General features: G+C 70.5%; 14 protein-coding genes. 5 read left to right on the top strand and 9 right to left on the bottom strand.

Annotated features, from left to right (window positions below):
• Positions 1–213: 213 nt before the first annotated feature.
• The 5 genes from serA to ACZ7CD_RS09820 all read right to left on the bottom strand — a co-directional run bounded on the left by serA (position 214) and on the right by ACZ7CD_RS09820 (position 5,724).
• On the bottom strand, positions 214–1,809 hold the full coding sequence (gene serA, locus ACZ7CD_RS09840) for a phosphoglycerate dehydrogenase (RefSeq protein WP_470375394.1): 1,596 nt from the start codon (positions 1,807–1,809) through the stop codon (positions 214–216).
• A gap of 195 nt (positions 1,810–2,004) precedes the next feature.
• Positions 2,005–2,268 carry a DUF397 domain-containing protein gene (locus ACZ7CD_RS09835; RefSeq protein ID WP_470370812.1) on the bottom strand — a complete coding sequence of 88 codons (264 nt, stop codon included), beginning with the start codon at positions 2,266–2,268 and terminating at the stop codon, positions 2,005–2,007.
• Between the two features lie 81 nt (positions 2,269–2,349).
• The gene (gene ilvC / locus ACZ7CD_RS09830) at positions 2,350–3,363 is read right to left on the bottom strand and encodes a ketol-acid reductoisomerase (RefSeq protein WP_360391239.1); all 1,014 of its coding nucleotides are present in this window, start codon (positions 3,361–3,363) and stop codon (positions 2,350–2,352) included.
• Between the two features lie 22 nt (positions 3,364–3,385).
• Positions 3,386–3,892: an acetolactate synthase small subunit gene (ilvN, locus tag ACZ7CD_RS09825; protein ID WP_360391242.1), complete on the bottom strand. Its 507-nt coding sequence runs from the start codon at positions 3,890–3,892 to the stop codon at positions 3,386–3,388.
• Positions 3,892–5,724 (bottom strand): acetolactate synthase large subunit, encoded by a 1,833-nt coding sequence (locus ACZ7CD_RS09820; protein WP_458430567.1) that lies wholly within the window; start codon positions 5,722–5,724, stop codon positions 3,892–3,894. Before ACZ7CD_RS09820 ends, ilvN begins: the two co-directional genes overlap by 1 nt.
• Positions 5,725–5,956: 232 nt before the next feature.
• Here ACZ7CD_RS09820 and ACZ7CD_RS09815 point away from each other — a divergent pair, with 232 nt between their 5' ends.
• The 3 genes from ACZ7CD_RS09815 (at position 5,957) to ilvD (ending at position 8,817) form a co-directional block, all read left to right on the top strand.
• On the top strand, positions 5,957–6,454 hold the full coding sequence (locus ACZ7CD_RS09815) for a PH domain-containing protein (protein ID WP_360391248.1): 498 nt from the start codon (positions 5,957–5,959) through the stop codon (positions 6,452–6,454).
• Positions 6,451–6,888 carry a vitamin K epoxide reductase family protein gene (locus ACZ7CD_RS09810; RefSeq protein ID WP_360391251.1) on the top strand — a complete coding sequence of 146 codons (438 nt, stop codon included), beginning with the start codon at positions 6,451–6,453 and terminating at the stop codon, positions 6,886–6,888. The genes ACZ7CD_RS09815 and ACZ7CD_RS09810 overlap by 4 nt, the downstream gene beginning before the upstream one ends.
• A gap of 84 nt (positions 6,889–6,972) precedes the next feature.
• On the top strand, positions 6,973–8,817 hold the full coding sequence (gene ilvD, locus ACZ7CD_RS09805) for a dihydroxy-acid dehydratase (protein ID WP_360391253.1): 1,845 nt from the start codon (positions 6,973–6,975) through the stop codon (positions 8,815–8,817).
• On the opposite strand, the gene ACZ7CD_RS09800 is transcribed toward ilvD, so the two are convergent.
• The 3 genes from ACZ7CD_RS09800 to ACZ7CD_RS09790 all read right to left on the bottom strand — a co-directional run bounded on the left by ACZ7CD_RS09800 (position 8,814) and on the right by ACZ7CD_RS09790 (position 10,823).
• A complete protein-coding gene (locus ACZ7CD_RS09800) occupies positions 8,814–9,056 on the bottom strand; it encodes a hypothetical protein (protein ID WP_360391256.1) in 243 nt (80 codons plus the stop codon). The genes ilvD and ACZ7CD_RS09800 overlap by 4 nt on opposite strands.
• A gap of 9 nt (positions 9,057–9,065) precedes the next feature.
• The gene (locus tag ACZ7CD_RS09795; RefSeq protein ID WP_470378751.1) at positions 9,066–9,797 is read right to left on the bottom strand and encodes a DoxX family protein; all 732 of its coding nucleotides are present in this window, start codon (positions 9,795–9,797) and stop codon (positions 9,066–9,068) included.
• A gap of 81 nt (positions 9,798–9,878) precedes the next feature.
• The gene (locus ACZ7CD_RS09790) at positions 9,879–10,823 is read right to left on the bottom strand and encodes a 2-hydroxyacid dehydrogenase (protein ID WP_470378750.1); all 945 of its coding nucleotides are present in this window, start codon (positions 10,821–10,823) and stop codon (positions 9,879–9,881) included.
• On the opposite strand from ACZ7CD_RS09790, the gene ACZ7CD_RS09785 reads away from it, so the two are divergent.
• Together ACZ7CD_RS09785 and ACZ7CD_RS09780 are read left to right on the top strand one after the other, a co-directional pair.
• Entirely contained in the window at positions 10,822–11,724 is a 903-nt protein-coding gene (locus ACZ7CD_RS09785) for an alpha/beta fold hydrolase (protein WP_360391265.1), read from the top strand. The genes ACZ7CD_RS09790 and ACZ7CD_RS09785 overlap by 2 nt on opposite strands.
• Before the next feature lie 9 nt (positions 11,725–11,733).
• A complete protein-coding gene (locus ACZ7CD_RS09780) occupies positions 11,734–12,897 on the top strand; it encodes a PQQ-dependent sugar dehydrogenase (RefSeq protein ID WP_360391268.1) in 1,164 nt (387 codons plus the stop codon).
• Positions 12,898–13,218: 321 nt separating this feature from the next.
• Here ACZ7CD_RS09780 and ACZ7CD_RS09775 read toward each other — a convergent pair whose 3' ends face one another.
• The gene (locus ACZ7CD_RS09775; RefSeq protein WP_470378749.1) at positions 13,219–15,753 is read right to left on the bottom strand and encodes a CHAT domain-containing protein; all 2,535 of its coding nucleotides are present in this window, start codon (positions 15,751–15,753) and stop codon (positions 13,219–13,221) included.
• Between the last annotated feature and the right edge of the window lie 76 nt (positions 15,754–15,829).

Here is a 15,829-nt window from a genome sequence, read left to right as displayed (position 1 = left end):
CAACCGAGGTGTGTGCCTTCGACCCGAACACGCAGTGCCGCGCCCTCGACGGCACCGGGTCAACCTCGCTGGGACGCTAATCGCTGATCGTGTGTCTGCGATTGCCCCGAAAGTATGAATGTTGTCTACGGGTAGTTGCCTGTTACGACTTCGTTGTGAAGGACGACAGAACCGGGAAGGGGACTTTGCGGTCCCCCTCCCGGTTTGTCGTGACTATCCGAAGTCGACCGAGCGGACCGTGCGCGCACCCACGGCGGCACCGATCGGGTCGAGCACGGCGGTGTCGACCGGGCGGTCCACCCGCAGCACCATCACCGCGTCGCTGCCGGTCTGGCTGATCTGCGCGGCCTCGATGTTCACGCCGGCCTCGCCGAGCAGCGTGCCGACCGTGCCCATGACACCGGGGCGGTCCGGGTACTCCAGCAGGAGCACGGTGCCCTCGGCGCGCAGGTCGAAGTTGCGGCCGTTGATGTTGACCAGCTTCTCGACCTGGGCGATGCCGCTGACGGTGCCGGAGACGCTGTTCGTCGTGCCGTCGGCCTGCACGGCCCTGACCGTGACGAGGCTGCGGTGGTTCGGGCTCTCCGTCTCCTTGGTGAGCTCGACGCTCACACCCAGGTCCGCGGCGAGGCTCGGCGCGTTCACGAACGTCACCTGCGACTCGACGACCTTCGAGAAGACACCGCGCAGCGCGGCCAGCGGCAGGATCTCGACGTCCTCATTGGACAGTTCGCCGCGCACCTCGACGGTGACGCTGGTCGGCGCCTTGGGCGAGAGCGCGCTGAGGACGGTGCCGAGCTTCTGCACCAGCGGCAGGTACGGGCGGACCTCCTCGCCGACCGCGCCGCCCTGGACGTTGACGGCGTCCGGCACGAACTCGCCGGCGAGCGCGAGGATCACGCTCTTCGCGACGTCGGTGCCCGCGCGGTCCTGCGCCTCGGCCGTGGACGCGCCGAGGTGCGGGGTGACGACGATGCCCGGCACGTTGAACAGCGGGCTCTCGGTCGTGGGCTCGGTGGAGAACACGTCGATGCCGGCGCCGCCGACCTGGCCCTCCTTCACGGCCTCCGCGAGGGCTTCCTCGTCGACGAGGCCACCGCGGGCGGCGTTGACGATGATGACGCCGCGCTTGGCCTTCGCCAGCTGCTCGGCGCCGATGAGGCCCTTGGTCTCCGGCGTCTTCGGCAGGTGGATGGAGATCGCGTCGGCGCGCTCCAGCAGCTCTTCGAGGCTCACCAGCTCGATGCCGAGCTGCGCGGCCCGCGCGGCCGAGACGTACGGGTCGTAGGCGATCAGCTCGACGCCGAACGCGGCGATGCGCTGCGCGAACAGCTGGCCGATCTTGCCCAGGCCCACCACGCCGACGGTCTTGCCGTTGATCTCGACGCCGTTGAACTTGGAGCGCTTCCACTCGTGGTTCTGCAGCGTCTCGTGCGCGGCCGGGATCTGGCGCGCGACCGACAGCAGCAGCGCGACGGCGTGCTCGGCCGCCGACACGATGTTGGACGTCGGCGCGTTGACCACCATCACGCCGTTCTGCGTGGCGGCGGGCACCTCGACGTTGTCCAGGCCGACGCCCGCGCGGGCCACGACCTTCAGCTTGCGGGTAGCGGCGAACACCTCGGCGTTGACCTGGGTGGCGGACCTGACGAGGAGGGCGTCCGCGTCCTGGACGGCCTCGAGGAGGGCCGCGCGGTCGGTGCCGTCGACGTGGCGCACTTCCACGCCGTCACCGAGCGCGTCCAGAACGGACGGTGCGAGCTTCTCGGCGATGAGGACAACAGGTCGGCTGGTGTTGGTCACGGACATCGCTCCCAGGAAGGGTCGGATCGTGGGGCGCGGGCGTGGTCGGGGGCGGCAGGCCCGCGCCGACCGGGCACCGCAATGTGTCCGGACTGTTAACGAGCATAGACACCGGGCCTGCCGCGGGCTTCTGGCGGGTGGCTCAGGTCACTGCGGGCGTCCTGTGGGATGGGACGGGGTTTGCGCTGGTTACCGCACGGGTCACCAGGGCTCGTCGAACTCCCCGTCGCGCGCGCCGGCCACGAACGCGTCCCACTCGGACATGGTGAACACCAGGACCGACTCGGGGTGCAGCGAGTTGCGCATGGCCACGTACGTGGCGCCGTCGGTGTGCTCCACCTGGGCGATCTCGGCGTCACCGCCCTCGGACGGCGGGCCGGGCGGGCGCTGCCAGACGGCGTTGCGCAGGTCCAGTTTGCCGCGCACGTGGGCTTTGTTGTCGTAGATCGGCGCGCTGTCGGTCATGGCCCAGAAGCTAGCGGATGCGGACGAACGGCCCGCGGCTCTGGGCCGCGGGCCGTTCGGAAAATCAGTCCAACAGACCAATCAGGCGGTCTCGGTGATCGGGCGGTCGACCCACGACATCATGTCGCGCAGCTTCTTGCCGGTCGCCTCGATCGGGTGGTTCTCACCCTCCTGCTGCAGCTTCTTGTAGTTGGCGCGGCCGTTGTCGTCCTCGGCCACCCACTCGTTCGCGAAGGTGCCGTCCTGGATCTCGCCCAGGATCTTCTTCATCTCCTCCTTCACCGCGGGGGTGATGACGCGCGGGCCGCGGGTCAGGTCACCGAACTCGGCGGTGTCGGAGATCGAGTAGCGCATGCGGGCGATGCCGCCCTCGTACATGAGGTCGACGATCAGCTTCAGCTCGTGCAGGCACTCGAAGTAGGCGACCTCGGGGGCGTAGCCCGCCTCGGTCAGCACCTCGAAGCCCGCCTGGACCAGCGCGGACGCGCCACCGCAGAGGACGGCCTGCTCGCCGAAGAGGTCCGTCTCGGTCTCTTCCTTGAACGTCGTCTTGATGACGCCGGCACGGGTGCCGCCGATGCCCTTGGCGTAGGACAGGGCGAGCGCCTGCGCGGTGCCCGACGCGTCCTGCTCGACCGCGATGAGCGCCGGGACGCCCTTGCCGTCGACGAACTGGCGGCGCACGAGGTGGCCGGGGCCCTTGGGGGCGACCATGGCGACGTCCACACCGGACGGTGCCGTGATGAGGCCGTAGCGGATGTTGAAGCCGTGGCCGAAGAAGATCGCGTCACCCTCGTTGAGGTTCGCGGCGATCTCGTTGGCGTAGATGTGGCGCTGCGCGGTGTCCGGCGCCAGGATCATGATCACGTCGGCCCACGCGGAGACCTCGGCCGGGGTACCGACCTCCAGGCCCTCCTCCTCGGCCTTGGCGCGGGACTTGGAGCCCTCCTGCAGGCCGATGCGGACCTCGACGCCCGAGTCGCGCAGGGACAGCGCGTGGGCGTGGCCCTGGCTGCCGTAGCCGATCACGGCCACCTTGCGGCCCTGGATGATGCTCAGGTCGGCATCGTCGTCGTAGAAGATCTCGACGCTCACAGTATTTTCCTACCTTCTGGATTTAACGAACCGCGGTGGCGGTGATGGAACGAGCGCCACGGCCGATGGCGACCATGCCGGACTGGACGATCTCGCGAAGCCCGTAGGGCTCCAGCATGCGCAACAACGCGTCGAGCTTCTCAGACGTGCCGGTGGCCTCGATCGTGACCGCCTCCGGCGACACGTCGACGACCTTCGCGCGGAAGAGCTGCACGGTCTCGAGGACCTGCGACCGCACCGTCGCGTCCGCGCGGACCTTGATGAGCACCAGCTGCCGCTGGACGGAAGCGGTCGGCTCCAGCTCCACGATCTTGATGACGTTGATGAGCTTGTTGAGCTGCTTGGTGACCTGCTCCAGCGGCAGCTCGTCGACCGACACGACGATGGTCATGCGGGAGATCTCGGGGTACTCGGTGCGGCCGACCGCGAGCGACTCGATGTTGAAGCCGCGGCGGGAGAACAGGCCGGCGACGCGCGCGAGCACACCGGGCTTGTCCTCGACCAAAACGCTCAGCGTGTGCCTGGTCATCACAGATCCTCGTCGAACAGGGGGCGGATGCCGCGGGCGGCCATGATCTCGGAGTTGCCGGTGCCGGCCGCGACCATCGGCCACACCTGCGCGTCCTTGCCGACGACGAAGTCGATGACGACCGGGCGGTCGTTGATCTCCAGCGCCTTCGCGATCACGTCGTCCACCTCCTCGCGCGACTCGGCCCGCAGGCCCGCGCACCCGAGGGCCTCCGCCAGGAGCTTGAAGTCTGGGATGCGGTGCTTGTGCGTGCCCAGATCCGTGTTGGAGTACCGCTCGCCGTAGAACAGCGTCTGCCACTGGCGGACCATGCCCAGGTTGCCGTTGTTGATGACGGCGATCTTGACGGGCAGGCCCTCGATGGCGCAGGTGGCGAGCTCCTGGTTGGTCATCTGGAAGCAGCCGTCGCCGTCGATGGCCCACACCGTGCGGCCCGGCTCACCGGCCTTGATGCCCATGGCCGCGGGAACGGCGAAGCCCATCGTGCCCAGGCCGCCGGAGTTGATCCACGTGCGCGGGTGCTCGTACTTCACGAACTGCGCGGCCCACATCTGGTGCTGGCCGACGCCCGCGGTGTAGATCGTGTCCGCCGGGGACAGCTGGCCGATGCGCTCGATGACGTACTGCGGCGACAGCGTGCCGTCGTCGGGCCAGTCGTAGCCGAGCGGGAACGTCTCGCGCAGCGCGTTCAGCGTGTCCCACCACGGCGTGAGGTCGACGGCCTTGGCGTTCTCGCGCTCGGCGCGGACCGCGTCGATCAGCTCGGCGATGATCTCCTTGCAGTCGCCCACGATCGGGACGTCCGCGCGGCGGTTCTTGGAGATCTCGGCCGGGTCGATGTCGGCGTGCACGACCTGCGCGTCCGGCGCGAACGAGCCCAGCTGGCCGGTGACCCGGTCGTCGAACCGGGCGCCCAGCGCGACCAGCAGGTCCGACTTCTGCATCGCCGCGACGGCCGCGACGGTGCCGTGCATGCCGGGCATGCCCAGGTGCTGGTGGTGCGAGTCGGGGAACGCGCCCCGCGCCATCAGCGTCGTGACGACCGGGATGCCGGTGTCCTCGGCCAGGCGCAGCAGCTCGGCGTGGGCGTCCGCCTTGATCACGCCGCCGCCCACGTACAGGACCGGCTTGCGGGCGCTGACGATCAGCTTGGCGGCTTCGCGCACCTGCTTGCCGTGCGGCCGGGTCGTCGGCCGGTAACCGGGCAGGCGCAGGTCGGGCGGCCAGGAGAAGCTCGTGGTCTCCTGCAGCACGTCCTTGGGGATGTCGACGAGGACCGGGCCGGGTCGGCCGGTCGCCGCGATGTGGAACGCCTCCGCGATCGCCCGCGGGATCTCCGCGGCGTCGGTCACGAGGACGTTGTGCTTGGTGATCGGCATCGTGATGCCGCAGATGTCCGCCTCCTGGAAGGCGTCCGTGCCGATCAGCGGCCGCGACTGCTGGCCGGTGATCGCGACGACGGGCACGGAGTCCATGTTCGCGTCGGCGAGCGGCGTGACGAGGTTCGTGGCACCCGGTCCCGAGGTCGCCATGCAGACGCCGACCTTGCCGGTGGCCTGGGCGTACCCGGTGGCGGCGTGGCCGGCACCCTGCTCGTGGCGGACCAGGATGTGCCGGACCTTCGTGGAGTCGAGCAGCGGGTCGTAGGCGGGCAGGATCGTCCCGCCGGGGATGCCGAAGACGACCTCGCAGCCGACCGCTTCAAGCGAGCGGACGAGCGACTGGGCACCGGTTACCCGGATCGGCGCGCCGGTGGGCGGAGCCGGTTTGGGCCGCGGACCTGGACGTGGCGACGTCGGCTCGGAAGCCTGTCGCGATGGTGCGCTGGTCATCTCATTGCCTCGTGGGTATCGGGGTCCGGACACGAAAAAACCCTCGACAACCCGGAGAAGGGTCGTGCGAGGGTCGCGCGTCGACGCAGGCTGTTCGGCTCAGGCGTCGACGCGCCTGAGAAGTACGAGAACGAGCGTGCGCTGCATGAAGCGGACGTTATCCCCTCCCGCAAGAGTGCGTCAACTCTGCGGGACGCATTTCCCGGATGGTGGACGTGGAACAATCCTCCGGGTGAAGAAGCTCGTCTTTCGCATCCAGTCAACGGCGCTGCTCGCGGCGTGTTTGATCGCGATCTGCGTGACTCCCGTCGCGTGGACCGTTCCCGGACTGCAAGCGCTCTACCTGTTCCCCGCCGGGTACGCCTACTGGGTGCTCCGCAACCGCACGACCGCCACCGAGGAGCGCCTCGTCGCCCGCGGCCTGTTCGGCTCGACGACGGTCGAGTGGTCGGAGCTGAAGTCCATCCGGCTCGCCGACAAGGGCTGGCTGAAGGCGGTGCGGGCCGACGGCACCGAGGTGACGCTGCCCGCGGTGCGGATGGTGCACCTGCCGGCGCTGTCGTTGATCAGCGGTGGCCTGGTGCCGGACCCGAGCGCCTCGCTGGAGGAGGCGAAGGCCGCGCGGCAGGCGGCCGAGGCCGAGGAGGAAGCCGGAAAGGCTGAACCCGGCGAGCCGGCCGTCGCGTCTGACGAGGCCGGAACGCCGGACTCCGTACAGTCGGAGAAGTGATCAAACGAGTTCCGCTGCTGAGCCTGCTGCTGTCCGTCGCGGGTCTGCTGGTCTCGGCTTACCTGACGTACGCGCACTTCGACCGGGACGCGCTGGTCTGCTCGGCCGACGCGGTCGTGGACTGCGAGACGGTGACCTCCAGCGACCAGTCGGAGCTGTTCGGCATCCCCGTCGCGATCCTCGGGCTGGCCTTCTTCGCGTTCCTCACCGTGATCTGCCTCCCGTTCGCGTGGCGGGTCGAGCCGCTCAGGTGGGTGCGGCTGGGCGCGGCGGGCGTCGGTGTGCTGATGGTGGTGTACCTGGTGGCGGCCGAGTTCCTGATCATCGGCAAGATCTGCCTGTGGTGCACGGCTGTGCACGTCATCACGCTGGCGCTGGCCTACCTGCTGGTCGCGGCCGATCTGCGTGGCGGTGCAGCCCACGGGCACGAGTAACCTTTGAGGCACCGCCCCCAGACTGGTGACGCCTGACCCGGCCGTCCCGCGCGCATGTCTTCTTGAACTGAATCTGGAGGAGCAGTGCCTCAGCTCCGCTCTCGCACCACCACCCACGGCCGCAACGCCGCCGGAGCCCGTGCCCTCTGGCGCGCGACCGGCATGACGGACAGCGACTTCGGCAAGCCGATCATCGCGATCGCCAACTCCTACACGCAGTTCGTGCCGGGCCACGTGCACCTGCGTGACCTCGGCGACATCGTGGCCGAGGCGGTGCGCGAGGCGGGTGGCGTGCCGCGCGAGTTCCACACCATCGCGGTCGACGACGGCATCGCCATGGGCCACAGCGGAATGCTGTACTCGTTGCCCAGCCGCGAGATCATCGCCGACTCGGTCGAGTACATGGTCAACGCGCACCAGGCCGACGCGATCGTCTGCATCTCGAACTGCGACAAGATCACGCCCGGCATGCTGAACGCGGCCATGCGGCTCAACATCCCCGTCGTGTTCGTGTCCGGTGGTCCGATGGAGGCCGGCAAGGCCGTGGTCGTCGAGGGCGTCGCCGTCGCACCGACCGACCTGATCACCGCGATCTCCGCGTCGGCGTCCCCCGCGGTGAGCGAGGACGGGCTTTCCGAGGTCGAGCGCTCCGCGTGCCCGACGTGCGGTTCCTGCTCCGGCATGTTCACCGCGAACTCCATGAACTGCCTCACCGAGGCGCTGGGCCTCTCGCTGCCGGGCAACGGCTCGACGCTGGCCACGCACGCCGCGCGCCGCGAGCTGTTCTCCGAGGCCGGCCGGGTCGTCGTGGAGCTGTGCAGGCGCTGGTACGGCGAGGACGACGAGTCGGCGCTGCCGCGGTCGATCGCGAACCGCAAGGCGTTCGAGAACGCGATGGCGCTCGACATGGCCATGGGCGGTTCGACGAACACCGTGCTGCACATCCTCGCCGCCGCGCAGGAGGGCGAGATCGACTTCACGCTGCAGGACATCGACGACCTGTCCCGCCGCGTGCCGTGTCTGTCGAAGGTGTCGCCGAACTCCGACTACCACATGGAGGACGTGCACCGGGCCGGTGGCATCCCGGCGTTGCTGGGCGAGCTGTACCGCGGTGGTCTGCTGAACGACGACGTCACGTCGGTGCACACGCCCACGCTCGCGGAGTGGCTCGGCAAGTGGGACATCCGCGCCTCGGACCCGTCACCGGAAGCGTTGGAGCTGTTCCACGCGGCGCCCGGCGGTGTCCGGACCACGCAGGCGTTCTCCACGTCGAACCGCTGGTCCTCCCTGGACACCGACGCGACCGGCGGCTGCATCCGCGACGTCGAGCACGCCTACACCAGGGACGGTGGCCTCGCCGTGCTGCGCGGCAACCTGGCCGAGCGCGGCGCGATCATCAAGTCCGCGGGCATCGACGAGGAGCTGTGGCACTTCGAGGGCCCCGCGCGGGTCGTCGAGTCCCAGGAGCAGGCCGTCTCGGCGATCCTGAACAAGGAGATCCAGGCGGGCGAGGTCCTGGTCGTGCGCTACGAGGGCCCCTCCGGTGGCCCCGGTATGCAGGAGATGCTGCACCCCACGGCGTTCCTCAAGGGTTCCGGTCTGGGCAAGAAGTGCGCGCTGATCACGGACGGCCGGTTCTCCGGTGGTTCGTCGGGCCTGTCGATCGGCCACATCTCGCCGGAGGCGGCGGGCGGCGGCACGATCGGCCTGGTCGAGAACGGCGACCGCATCCTGATCGACGTGCACGAGCGGCGGCTGGAGCTGCTGGTCGACGACGAGGTGCTGGCCGAGCGCCGCGCGAAGATGGAGGCGTCGGAGCGCCCGTGGCAGCCGGTCGACCGCATCCGCCCGGTGACCGCTGCGCTGCGCGCGTACGCACGAATGGCAACGGACGCGTCCACGGGCGCCGTCCGGGACCCCAGCCGCTAAAGAGCGAGAGCGAGCGCCAGACTGACGCCGAACACGAGCCAGCCCGTCAGCGGGCCGCTGACGGGCTGGTTCGTCTTCTTGACCATGAGACCGGCCACGACCAGGCCCGCGAGCAGGCCGAGCGGTGGCAGCAGGGAACGCGCGCTGAGCCCGAACGGGAACGCCACCAGGTAGACGACCGGGATGCCGGCCACCAGCAGGGCGAGTTGGAGCAGTGCTCCCGTCAGGTTCTTCCGCATGCCGCGTTTCTACCGGAACACGAAGAACGTCAGCGCCGCACCGCCCGCCGCGAGCAGGAGTGCGATGAAGCCGGCCGCCAGCGGGTGGCGGAACCAGCTGCGGTTGTAGTCCAGCGCGGCCCGGCCGGGGCCGGCGAACAGGGCCGCGAACGCCATGCCCGCGAGCGCCAGCTCCAGCTCCACGCCGTTGGGGCCGAAGAAGCCGCCCTTGTACTTCAGCGCGATGACGTTGGCCATCACCGCGAGCAGGCCCGCCGCCGCGAGCGGGGTGAAGAGGCCGAGGACCAGCAGGCCGCCGCCGGCCAGTTCCGTGACGCCGGTGACCCAGGCGAGGACGACCGGCTCGCGGTAGCCCATCTTCTCCAGCGACTGCGCGAAGCCGGTGATGCCGGGGCCGCCGAAGAGGCCGAAGACCTTCTGCAGGCCGTGCAGCACGAAGATGCCGCCGAGCACGGCGCGCAGGCCCAGCAGGCCGAGGTCGGGACCGGCGGTCCAGCCGAACTTCTTGCGCCGGTCGTCGAACGGGTCGTCGCCGGCACCGCCGTTGTCCACAGTGGACCTTTCCAGCGGGGTGTAGGCCGTGGTGTCGAACGCCTTCGTCGTGGAGTCGTACGGCGAAGTGCCCTCGCCGACCCCGGTGGTGCCGTCGTCGAAGTGGTGCACTCCCCCTCCGCTGCCCGAGTAGAACGAGTCGTCGGAGAAAGCGCTCGGACTGCCCGAGCCTTTGTCGTGAGTAGCCACGCCCGCACGCTAGGAGACCGGGCAAGCCCGCGCGAGAGCCGAACGGCAGCCGAACTTCACCCCGATGGAGTAGCGGAAGGGCTAGTAGCTGCCCCGGACGAGGTTGCGCGGTTGCTCCCCCGCGGCGAACCGGGAGAGTTCGGCGGCGACCACGGCGTAGGCGCGCTGCATGCTCCCGGTGCAGCTCCCGGCCACGTGCGGGGTCAGCAGCAGGCCGGGTGCGGTCCACAGTGGATGATCGGCGGGCAGCGGTTCGGGATCGGTCACGTCCAGGGCCGCGCGCAGCCGCCCGGAGCTCAGCTCGGCGAGCAGCGCGCCGGTGTCCACGACCGGGCCGCGGGCGCCGTTGACCAGGATCGCGTGGTCCTTCATCGCGGCCAGGAACTTCGCGTCGACCAGGTGCCTGGTCTCCTCGGTCATCGGCGTGAAGATCACGACGGCGTCGAACCCCGGCAGCAGCTCCGGCAGCTCGTCGATGCCGTGCACGCCCTCGCGGGCCGTGCGGCCGACCATCGTGGCGGTCGCGTCGAACGGTTCCAGCCTGCGGCGCAGCTGCTCGCCCAGGTCCCCGGCGCCGACGATCAGGACCTTCTTGTCCTGCAACGTGTCCGTGGGGTGGAAGTCCCAGCGGCCCTCGGCCCTGGCCCGGTCGAAGACGAGGAGGTCCCGGTAGATCGCGAGCAGCGCGCCGATCGCCCACTCGGCCGTGCTGCCGCCGTGGGCGCCGCGGCAGGTGGAGAGCAGCACCCCGTCCGGAATCCGTCCGACGAAGTTCTCCGCTCCCGCGCTCAGCAGCTGCACCAGCTCCAGGGCCGGCAGCTGCTCGAACACCTCGCGCGGGTCGGTGCCGGCGAGGAACTTCGGCACCAGGACCCTGGCGGTCGCGGCCTCGGCGGGCAACGGCTCGCCCGGCGTGTAGCGGACCGGCCGGACACCGTCCACCCGGGACAGCGCCTGGACTCCGAAGTCATCTGGCACCAGCACAGTGAGCGTCACCCCTGCAAAGTACGTCAGAATGTCGGTCATGCGGGAGCACGACGTCCTCTCCTGGGACGGCACGAAGATCCGGGCCTGGCGACCGGGCGGCGACGGACCGCCGGTGCTGCTGTGCCCCGGCGTCGGCTCGGGGCCGGAGTCGTGGCCGTCGCTGGCCGGTCGCGGTGGTCTCACCAGCTGGTACATGCGCGGCACGATGGGCTCTGACCGCCCGGTCGACGAGCGCAACATCGGGCTGGACGACCACGTGTCGGACGCGCTCGCGGTGCTGGACGACGCGGGTGTCGAGCGGTGCGTGGTCATGGGCTGGTCGATGGGCGTGACGATCGCCGCCGAGCTCGCGCTGCGCCACCCCGAGCGGGTCGCGGGGCTGCTGCTCGTGGCGGGTGCGCCGGGTGACTCGTTCGACGCGATGCTGCCGATGGTGCCGAAGTCCGTGCGCAGGCTGGTCGGTCTCACCGGCACGCGGCTGCTGCGGCAGGCGGGGCCGGTGCTGGACGAGGTGCTGCACCGGGTGCCGGTGACGGACCTGACGACGTCCCTGCTGCGGTACACCGGCGTGGTCAAGCCGAGCAGCGACCCGAAGGCCGTGACGCACGCCGTCGGCCGGTTCCTGCAGCACGACTGGCGCTGGTACTTCACGCTGGCGCTCGCGCTGGGCGCGGCACCGCGGCAGGACCTCGGCTCGATCGTGTGCCCGGTCACACTGCTGGCGGGCAGGGACGACGTGCTGGCGACCACGGAGAGCATGGCGGCACCGGCCGGTGCGCTGCCGCAGGCGCGGCTGAGGGTGCTGCCGTGCAGCCACTACCTGCCGCTGGAGGCGCCCGAGGTGGTGAGCGAGGAGCTGGACCTGCTGCTGGAACGGGTCGAGGCGGTCGACTTCGCCACTTCCGAGGTGTTCACCCCAGGCTCACGGTCGCGCACCTAGCCTGGTCCCGTGGTTCGTTCCGTTGCGTTGTTGGCCGCCGCCTGCCTGCTGGCAGGGGGCTGTGCGAGCTTTCCCGACGAGCCGCCGCCCACGAGCTGGAGCGCGCAACCGCAGCTGACGCCGCAGGCGGGCCCGCGACCGGAGCTGCCGGGCGAGTTCCGGCCCGCACCCGGTCAGAACGGCCAGAACCCGACGCCGCAGAGCGTGCCGCCGCCGCAGGGCTGCAAGGACTTCAACCCCGGCGTGATCGCCACCTGCCTGAACACGGTCACCGGCGTGGCGCCGATCGGCGGCGACTCCAACGGTGGCGTGGCGGCCTACGCGACCGAACGCGGCGGCCGGCTGCTGAAGGTCACGAAGGACGCCGACCCCGTCCTCGTCGCACAGGTCGACGTGGACGCCTCCTCCGACGGCGGCCTGTCCGGGCTCGCGATCTCGGCGACGTTCGCCGAGGACCAGCTCGCCTACGTGTACGTGACGACCGCCACGGACAACCGGGTGCTGCGGATCGCACCGGGCGACGCGCCCAAACCGATCCTGACCGGCATCCCGAAGGGCCCGACCGGCAACCGCGGTGCCATCGCGAGCGACCGCACCGGCTCGCTGCTGGTCGCGACCGGCGACGCGGGCAACCCGGCACTGGCCGCCGACCCGAACTCGCTGGCCGGCAAGGTCCTGCGCATCGACGGTTCCGGCAAGGCCGCCCAGGGCAACCCGGCGGCGGGCTCCGCGGTGATCGCGTCCGGTCTGCGGCTGCCCGGCGGCCTGTGCGTCTCCGGCGACACATCGAAGATCTGGGTGACCGACTGGGCCGCGACCGGCGACGTGGTCTACCGCGTCACGGCGGGCAAGCCGCTGGGCGACCCGGCGTGGCGGTGGACCGACCGGCCCGGCGTCCTGGGCTGCGCGTCGCTGTCGGACGTGCTGTGGGTGTCGACGTCGAAGGTGGCGGGCTTCCAGAACCTGCCGATGAACGCCGCCGGAGCCATCACCGGGAAGCCGGAGCCGGCCATGCAGGAGAACGGCTACGGCCTGCTCGGCCCGATGGAGCTGCTGAACGACTCCGCGGCACTGGTCGGCACGGTGAACAAGGCCGGTGGCCAGCCGGTGTCGTCCGACGACCGGGTCGCGTTGATCACGCGCCAGGGCCCGCCCGGCGGCACGAAGGACTGAGCGCCGCCCCTGTTCCTCAGGTCACGCGGTTGAGGTGGAAGCTGTTCTCCCGCGTCCCGGCGCATGTGGCCCTTGTGACACAACGGCCCGCGCATCGGCGAGAGCCGACAGGCGGGCCGTTGGCACGGACCCCGGCTCCCAGCCTCACCCCCTGGGGGGCTGCGACGACCGGGTCCGTTCCCCTCGGTCGAGGGGGTAAGGGTGGCACAGAACCCGCCGGAGCTGCGAGAAAAGTTCACCAACCACAGCCGCCAACCGGGTACAAGTCACAGCTGACCAGCGCGTTCGACAGCACGTGACCGGGACAACCACCCGATCGGCCTAGCCGGACCCCAGGCAGAGGAACGGCCGGCGGAACGGATCCTTCGCCATCGCCTCCGCCAGCGCCACGGCCGGTGCCGCCCCGGCGAGCAGCGCCCGGTGGTAGTCCGCCATCGCCGCCGCGCTCGCCTCGTCCCCGACCTTGCTGGCCGCCGCGACCACGGTCCGGGTGCCGCCCGCGAGCATCGCCCCGGCGAACCCGAGTGCCTCGTCACCGGGCCTGATCCGGTTCAACGCGAGCGAACACGCCGACAGCACCACCTGCGCCGGCGGCCTGCGCAGCCGCCCCAGCTCGTGCGCGAACAACGGCCCGTCGAACAGCTCCAGCCGGGAGAACAACGCGTTCTCGTTCTCGTGCTCCCCGTGCGCCGCGACGTGCACCAGGTCCGCGCCGTCGAGGTGCGCGAGCACCTCCCCCGCGGTCGCCCGGTCCCCCGCGAGCACGGTCGCCTTCTCGTGCTGCGCCCCCAGCCGATCCAGCTCGCCGTCCGCGAACTGCAACCCCGGACCCCGCACCAGCAGCACCCGGTCGGACCTCGGCTCGACGGCCTGCGTGGCGGCGAGCCAGGCCGTGGCCGACGGTGCCGTGGTGACCGGTCTGCCGTGCAGGCTCGGCAGCACACCCCACGGCACCGCGTAGAGCGACCCGGTCGGCACCATGACCAGCTCGCGCTCACCGATGAGGTGGGCCAGCGGCTTGATCAGCAACGTGTCCAGCGCATCCGCCTGCTTGCGCGCCGACGCCCCGATGACCTGCACCAACGATGGCGGCAGGTGGTCAGGCGCCAGCGCGTTGAGGTCGAAGTGCAGCTTCTGCGCCCCTTCCAGGGCGGGTTCGGCGACCCCCAGGCGCACCATCCGCACCCGGCCGCCCACGAGCACAACGGCGACCATCTCACCGTTGGACACCACGAAGCTGACCATCGCCCGCTCGCCCAGCTCGGCGAACACCTCGCCGACCGTCGCCATCGGACGCGTGCGCCCCCAGCGCTGCGCGTGCCACCCGAGCCGGTTCGCCTCCCGCTGCGCCTTCGCGATCTCCGCCCGCAGCCTGGTGGTCGGCCGCCCGTCGAGACCGGCGCGCATCAGCTCCCGGCCCAGCCCCCGCACCTCGGCGATGCGGTCGGCCAGCTCGGGGTTCTCGACGAGCTCCAGCGGTTCGTAGCGGTAGGTCTGCGCACGGGTGCGTTCGATCCACAGGAACACCTGGCGCGCGTTGTTGCTCTCCAGGGCGAGCCGGATCGCCAGCTCCCGCAGCTCACGGCCGTGGACCGCGGTGGCGGACACCAGCTCCAGCCCGCCCAGCTGGTCACGCACCAGGCCGAGCTCGTCGAGCCCCTTGCGCGCGTGCAGCAACGCGGTCCGGCGGTCGCCCTTGGCCAGCGCCAGTTCGGCGAGCACGAGCCGGCGCTGCATCCGGTGGTCGATCGGTGTGACGGCCCTCGGCCGGGGCAGCTGCCGCAGCAGCTCCTCGCCCTCGGCGAGCCTGCCCCTGCGGACCTCCAGCCGCACGGCGAGCACCTTCGCGAGCCACGCCTCGTCGAGCAGGTGGTTGGCCTCCAGCTGCGACGACAGCGACAACGCCTTCTGCACCAACGCGTTCGTCACGCGCTTGACCTGCATGGCGTGCGCCCACAGCTCGATCAGCGCGGCCATCATCGACCAGGTGCTGCCGCGCTTCTCCAGCTTGCGCATGGACGCCTTGGCCATCCGGCGGGCGAGGTCGAACTGGTCGTCCAGCAACGCCGCCGACGCCCGGTACATCTCGACCTCGGCGATGTCCTGGCTGACCTTTCCCTGGCGCAGCACCGGCAACGCCTCGTCGAGCATCCGGCCGACGTCGTCGGACATCCCGACCATCAGCATCGCTTCCGCGTGCAGGAGCTGGACAGCGGCGAGCACCGAGGGCTGTTCGGCCGCGCGGAAGATCCGTTCGGCTTCCTCGTAGCGCCGCAGCGCCTCGATCAGGTCGCCGCTCTGCTTGTAGGTGTTGGCCAGTGCCACCACCGTGTAGGGGTAGATCGTGTCCAGGTTGTGCTCACGGCTGAGGACGGCGACCCGTTCGAGGTCGGCGACGGCGAGCTCGCGCCGGCGGATGGCGGCGTTCGCCAGCGCCCGGCTGGTCAGACTGGTCGCGAGCCAGTGCATCCACTCCGCGGTCATCCGCTCGGGTGAGGTCCGCAGGGCGTTCTCGGCGAAGCCGATGAACGGCTCGTACCACTGGACCGCCTGCTCCGGCTGTCCCAGGCGCATGATCAGGATGCCCTGGTTGTAGTCCGCGTTCCCCTTGAGGAGGGTGCGCAGCCACGGGTCGGCCACCAGTTCGATCTCGCGGCGGGCCTGGTCGAACAGCTCGACGGCGGTGTCGAGGCCGCTCGTCTCGCCGAGGCACCGGCCGAGGTTGTAGAGGATGCGGGCGCGCAGGTCCGTCCGCTCCGGACTGTCCTGGGCGCGATCGGCGTGCGCGAGTGCACGCTTGAGGTGTCGGCTGGCGGGCAGGAACCGGAACTTCGCCTGCTCCGCCCATCCCCGCATGTACAACTCGCGCGCTGTGTCCAAGGCACGAGCGGGCATGTGATCATCACACCACATTCGCCCGAATGGCGCTGTC

It is taken from the genome of Lentzea sp. NPDC036949 (genome assembly GCF_055608075.1).
This window is presented reverse-complemented; position numbering and strand designations above follow the sequence as displayed.

Coding starts and splice junctions, on each gene's coding strand:
- serA (WP_470375394.1), bottom strand. CDS start 1,809: ATGTCCGTGACCAACACCAGCCGACCTGTTGTCCTCATCGCCGAGAAG.
- ilvN (WP_360391242.1), bottom strand. CDS start 3,892: ATGACCAGGCACACGCTGAGCGTTTTGGTCGAGGACAAGCCCGGTGTG.
- ACZ7CD_RS09775 (WP_470378749.1), bottom strand. CDS start 15,753: ATGCGGGGATGGGCGGAGCAGGCGAAGTTCCGGTTCCTGCCCGCCAGC.
- ACZ7CD_RS09790 (WP_470378750.1), bottom strand. CDS start 10,823: ATGACCGACATTCTGACGTACTTTGCAGGGGTGACGCTCACTGTGCTG.
- ACZ7CD_RS09820 (WP_458430567.1), bottom strand. CDS start 5,724: ATGACCAGCGCACCATCGCGACAGGCTTCCGAGCCGACGTCGCCACGT.
- ACZ7CD_RS09800 (WP_360391256.1), bottom strand. CDS start 9,056: ATGCGGAAGAACCTGACGGGAGCACTGCTCCAACTCGCCCTGCTGGTG.
- ACZ7CD_RS09835 (WP_470370812.1), bottom strand. CDS start 2,268: ATGACCGACAGCGCGCCGATCTACGACAACAAAGCCCACGTGCGCGGC.
- ACZ7CD_RS09785 (WP_360391265.1), top strand. CDS start 10,822: ATGCGGGAGCACGACGTCCTCTCCTGGGACGGCACGAAGATCCGGGCC.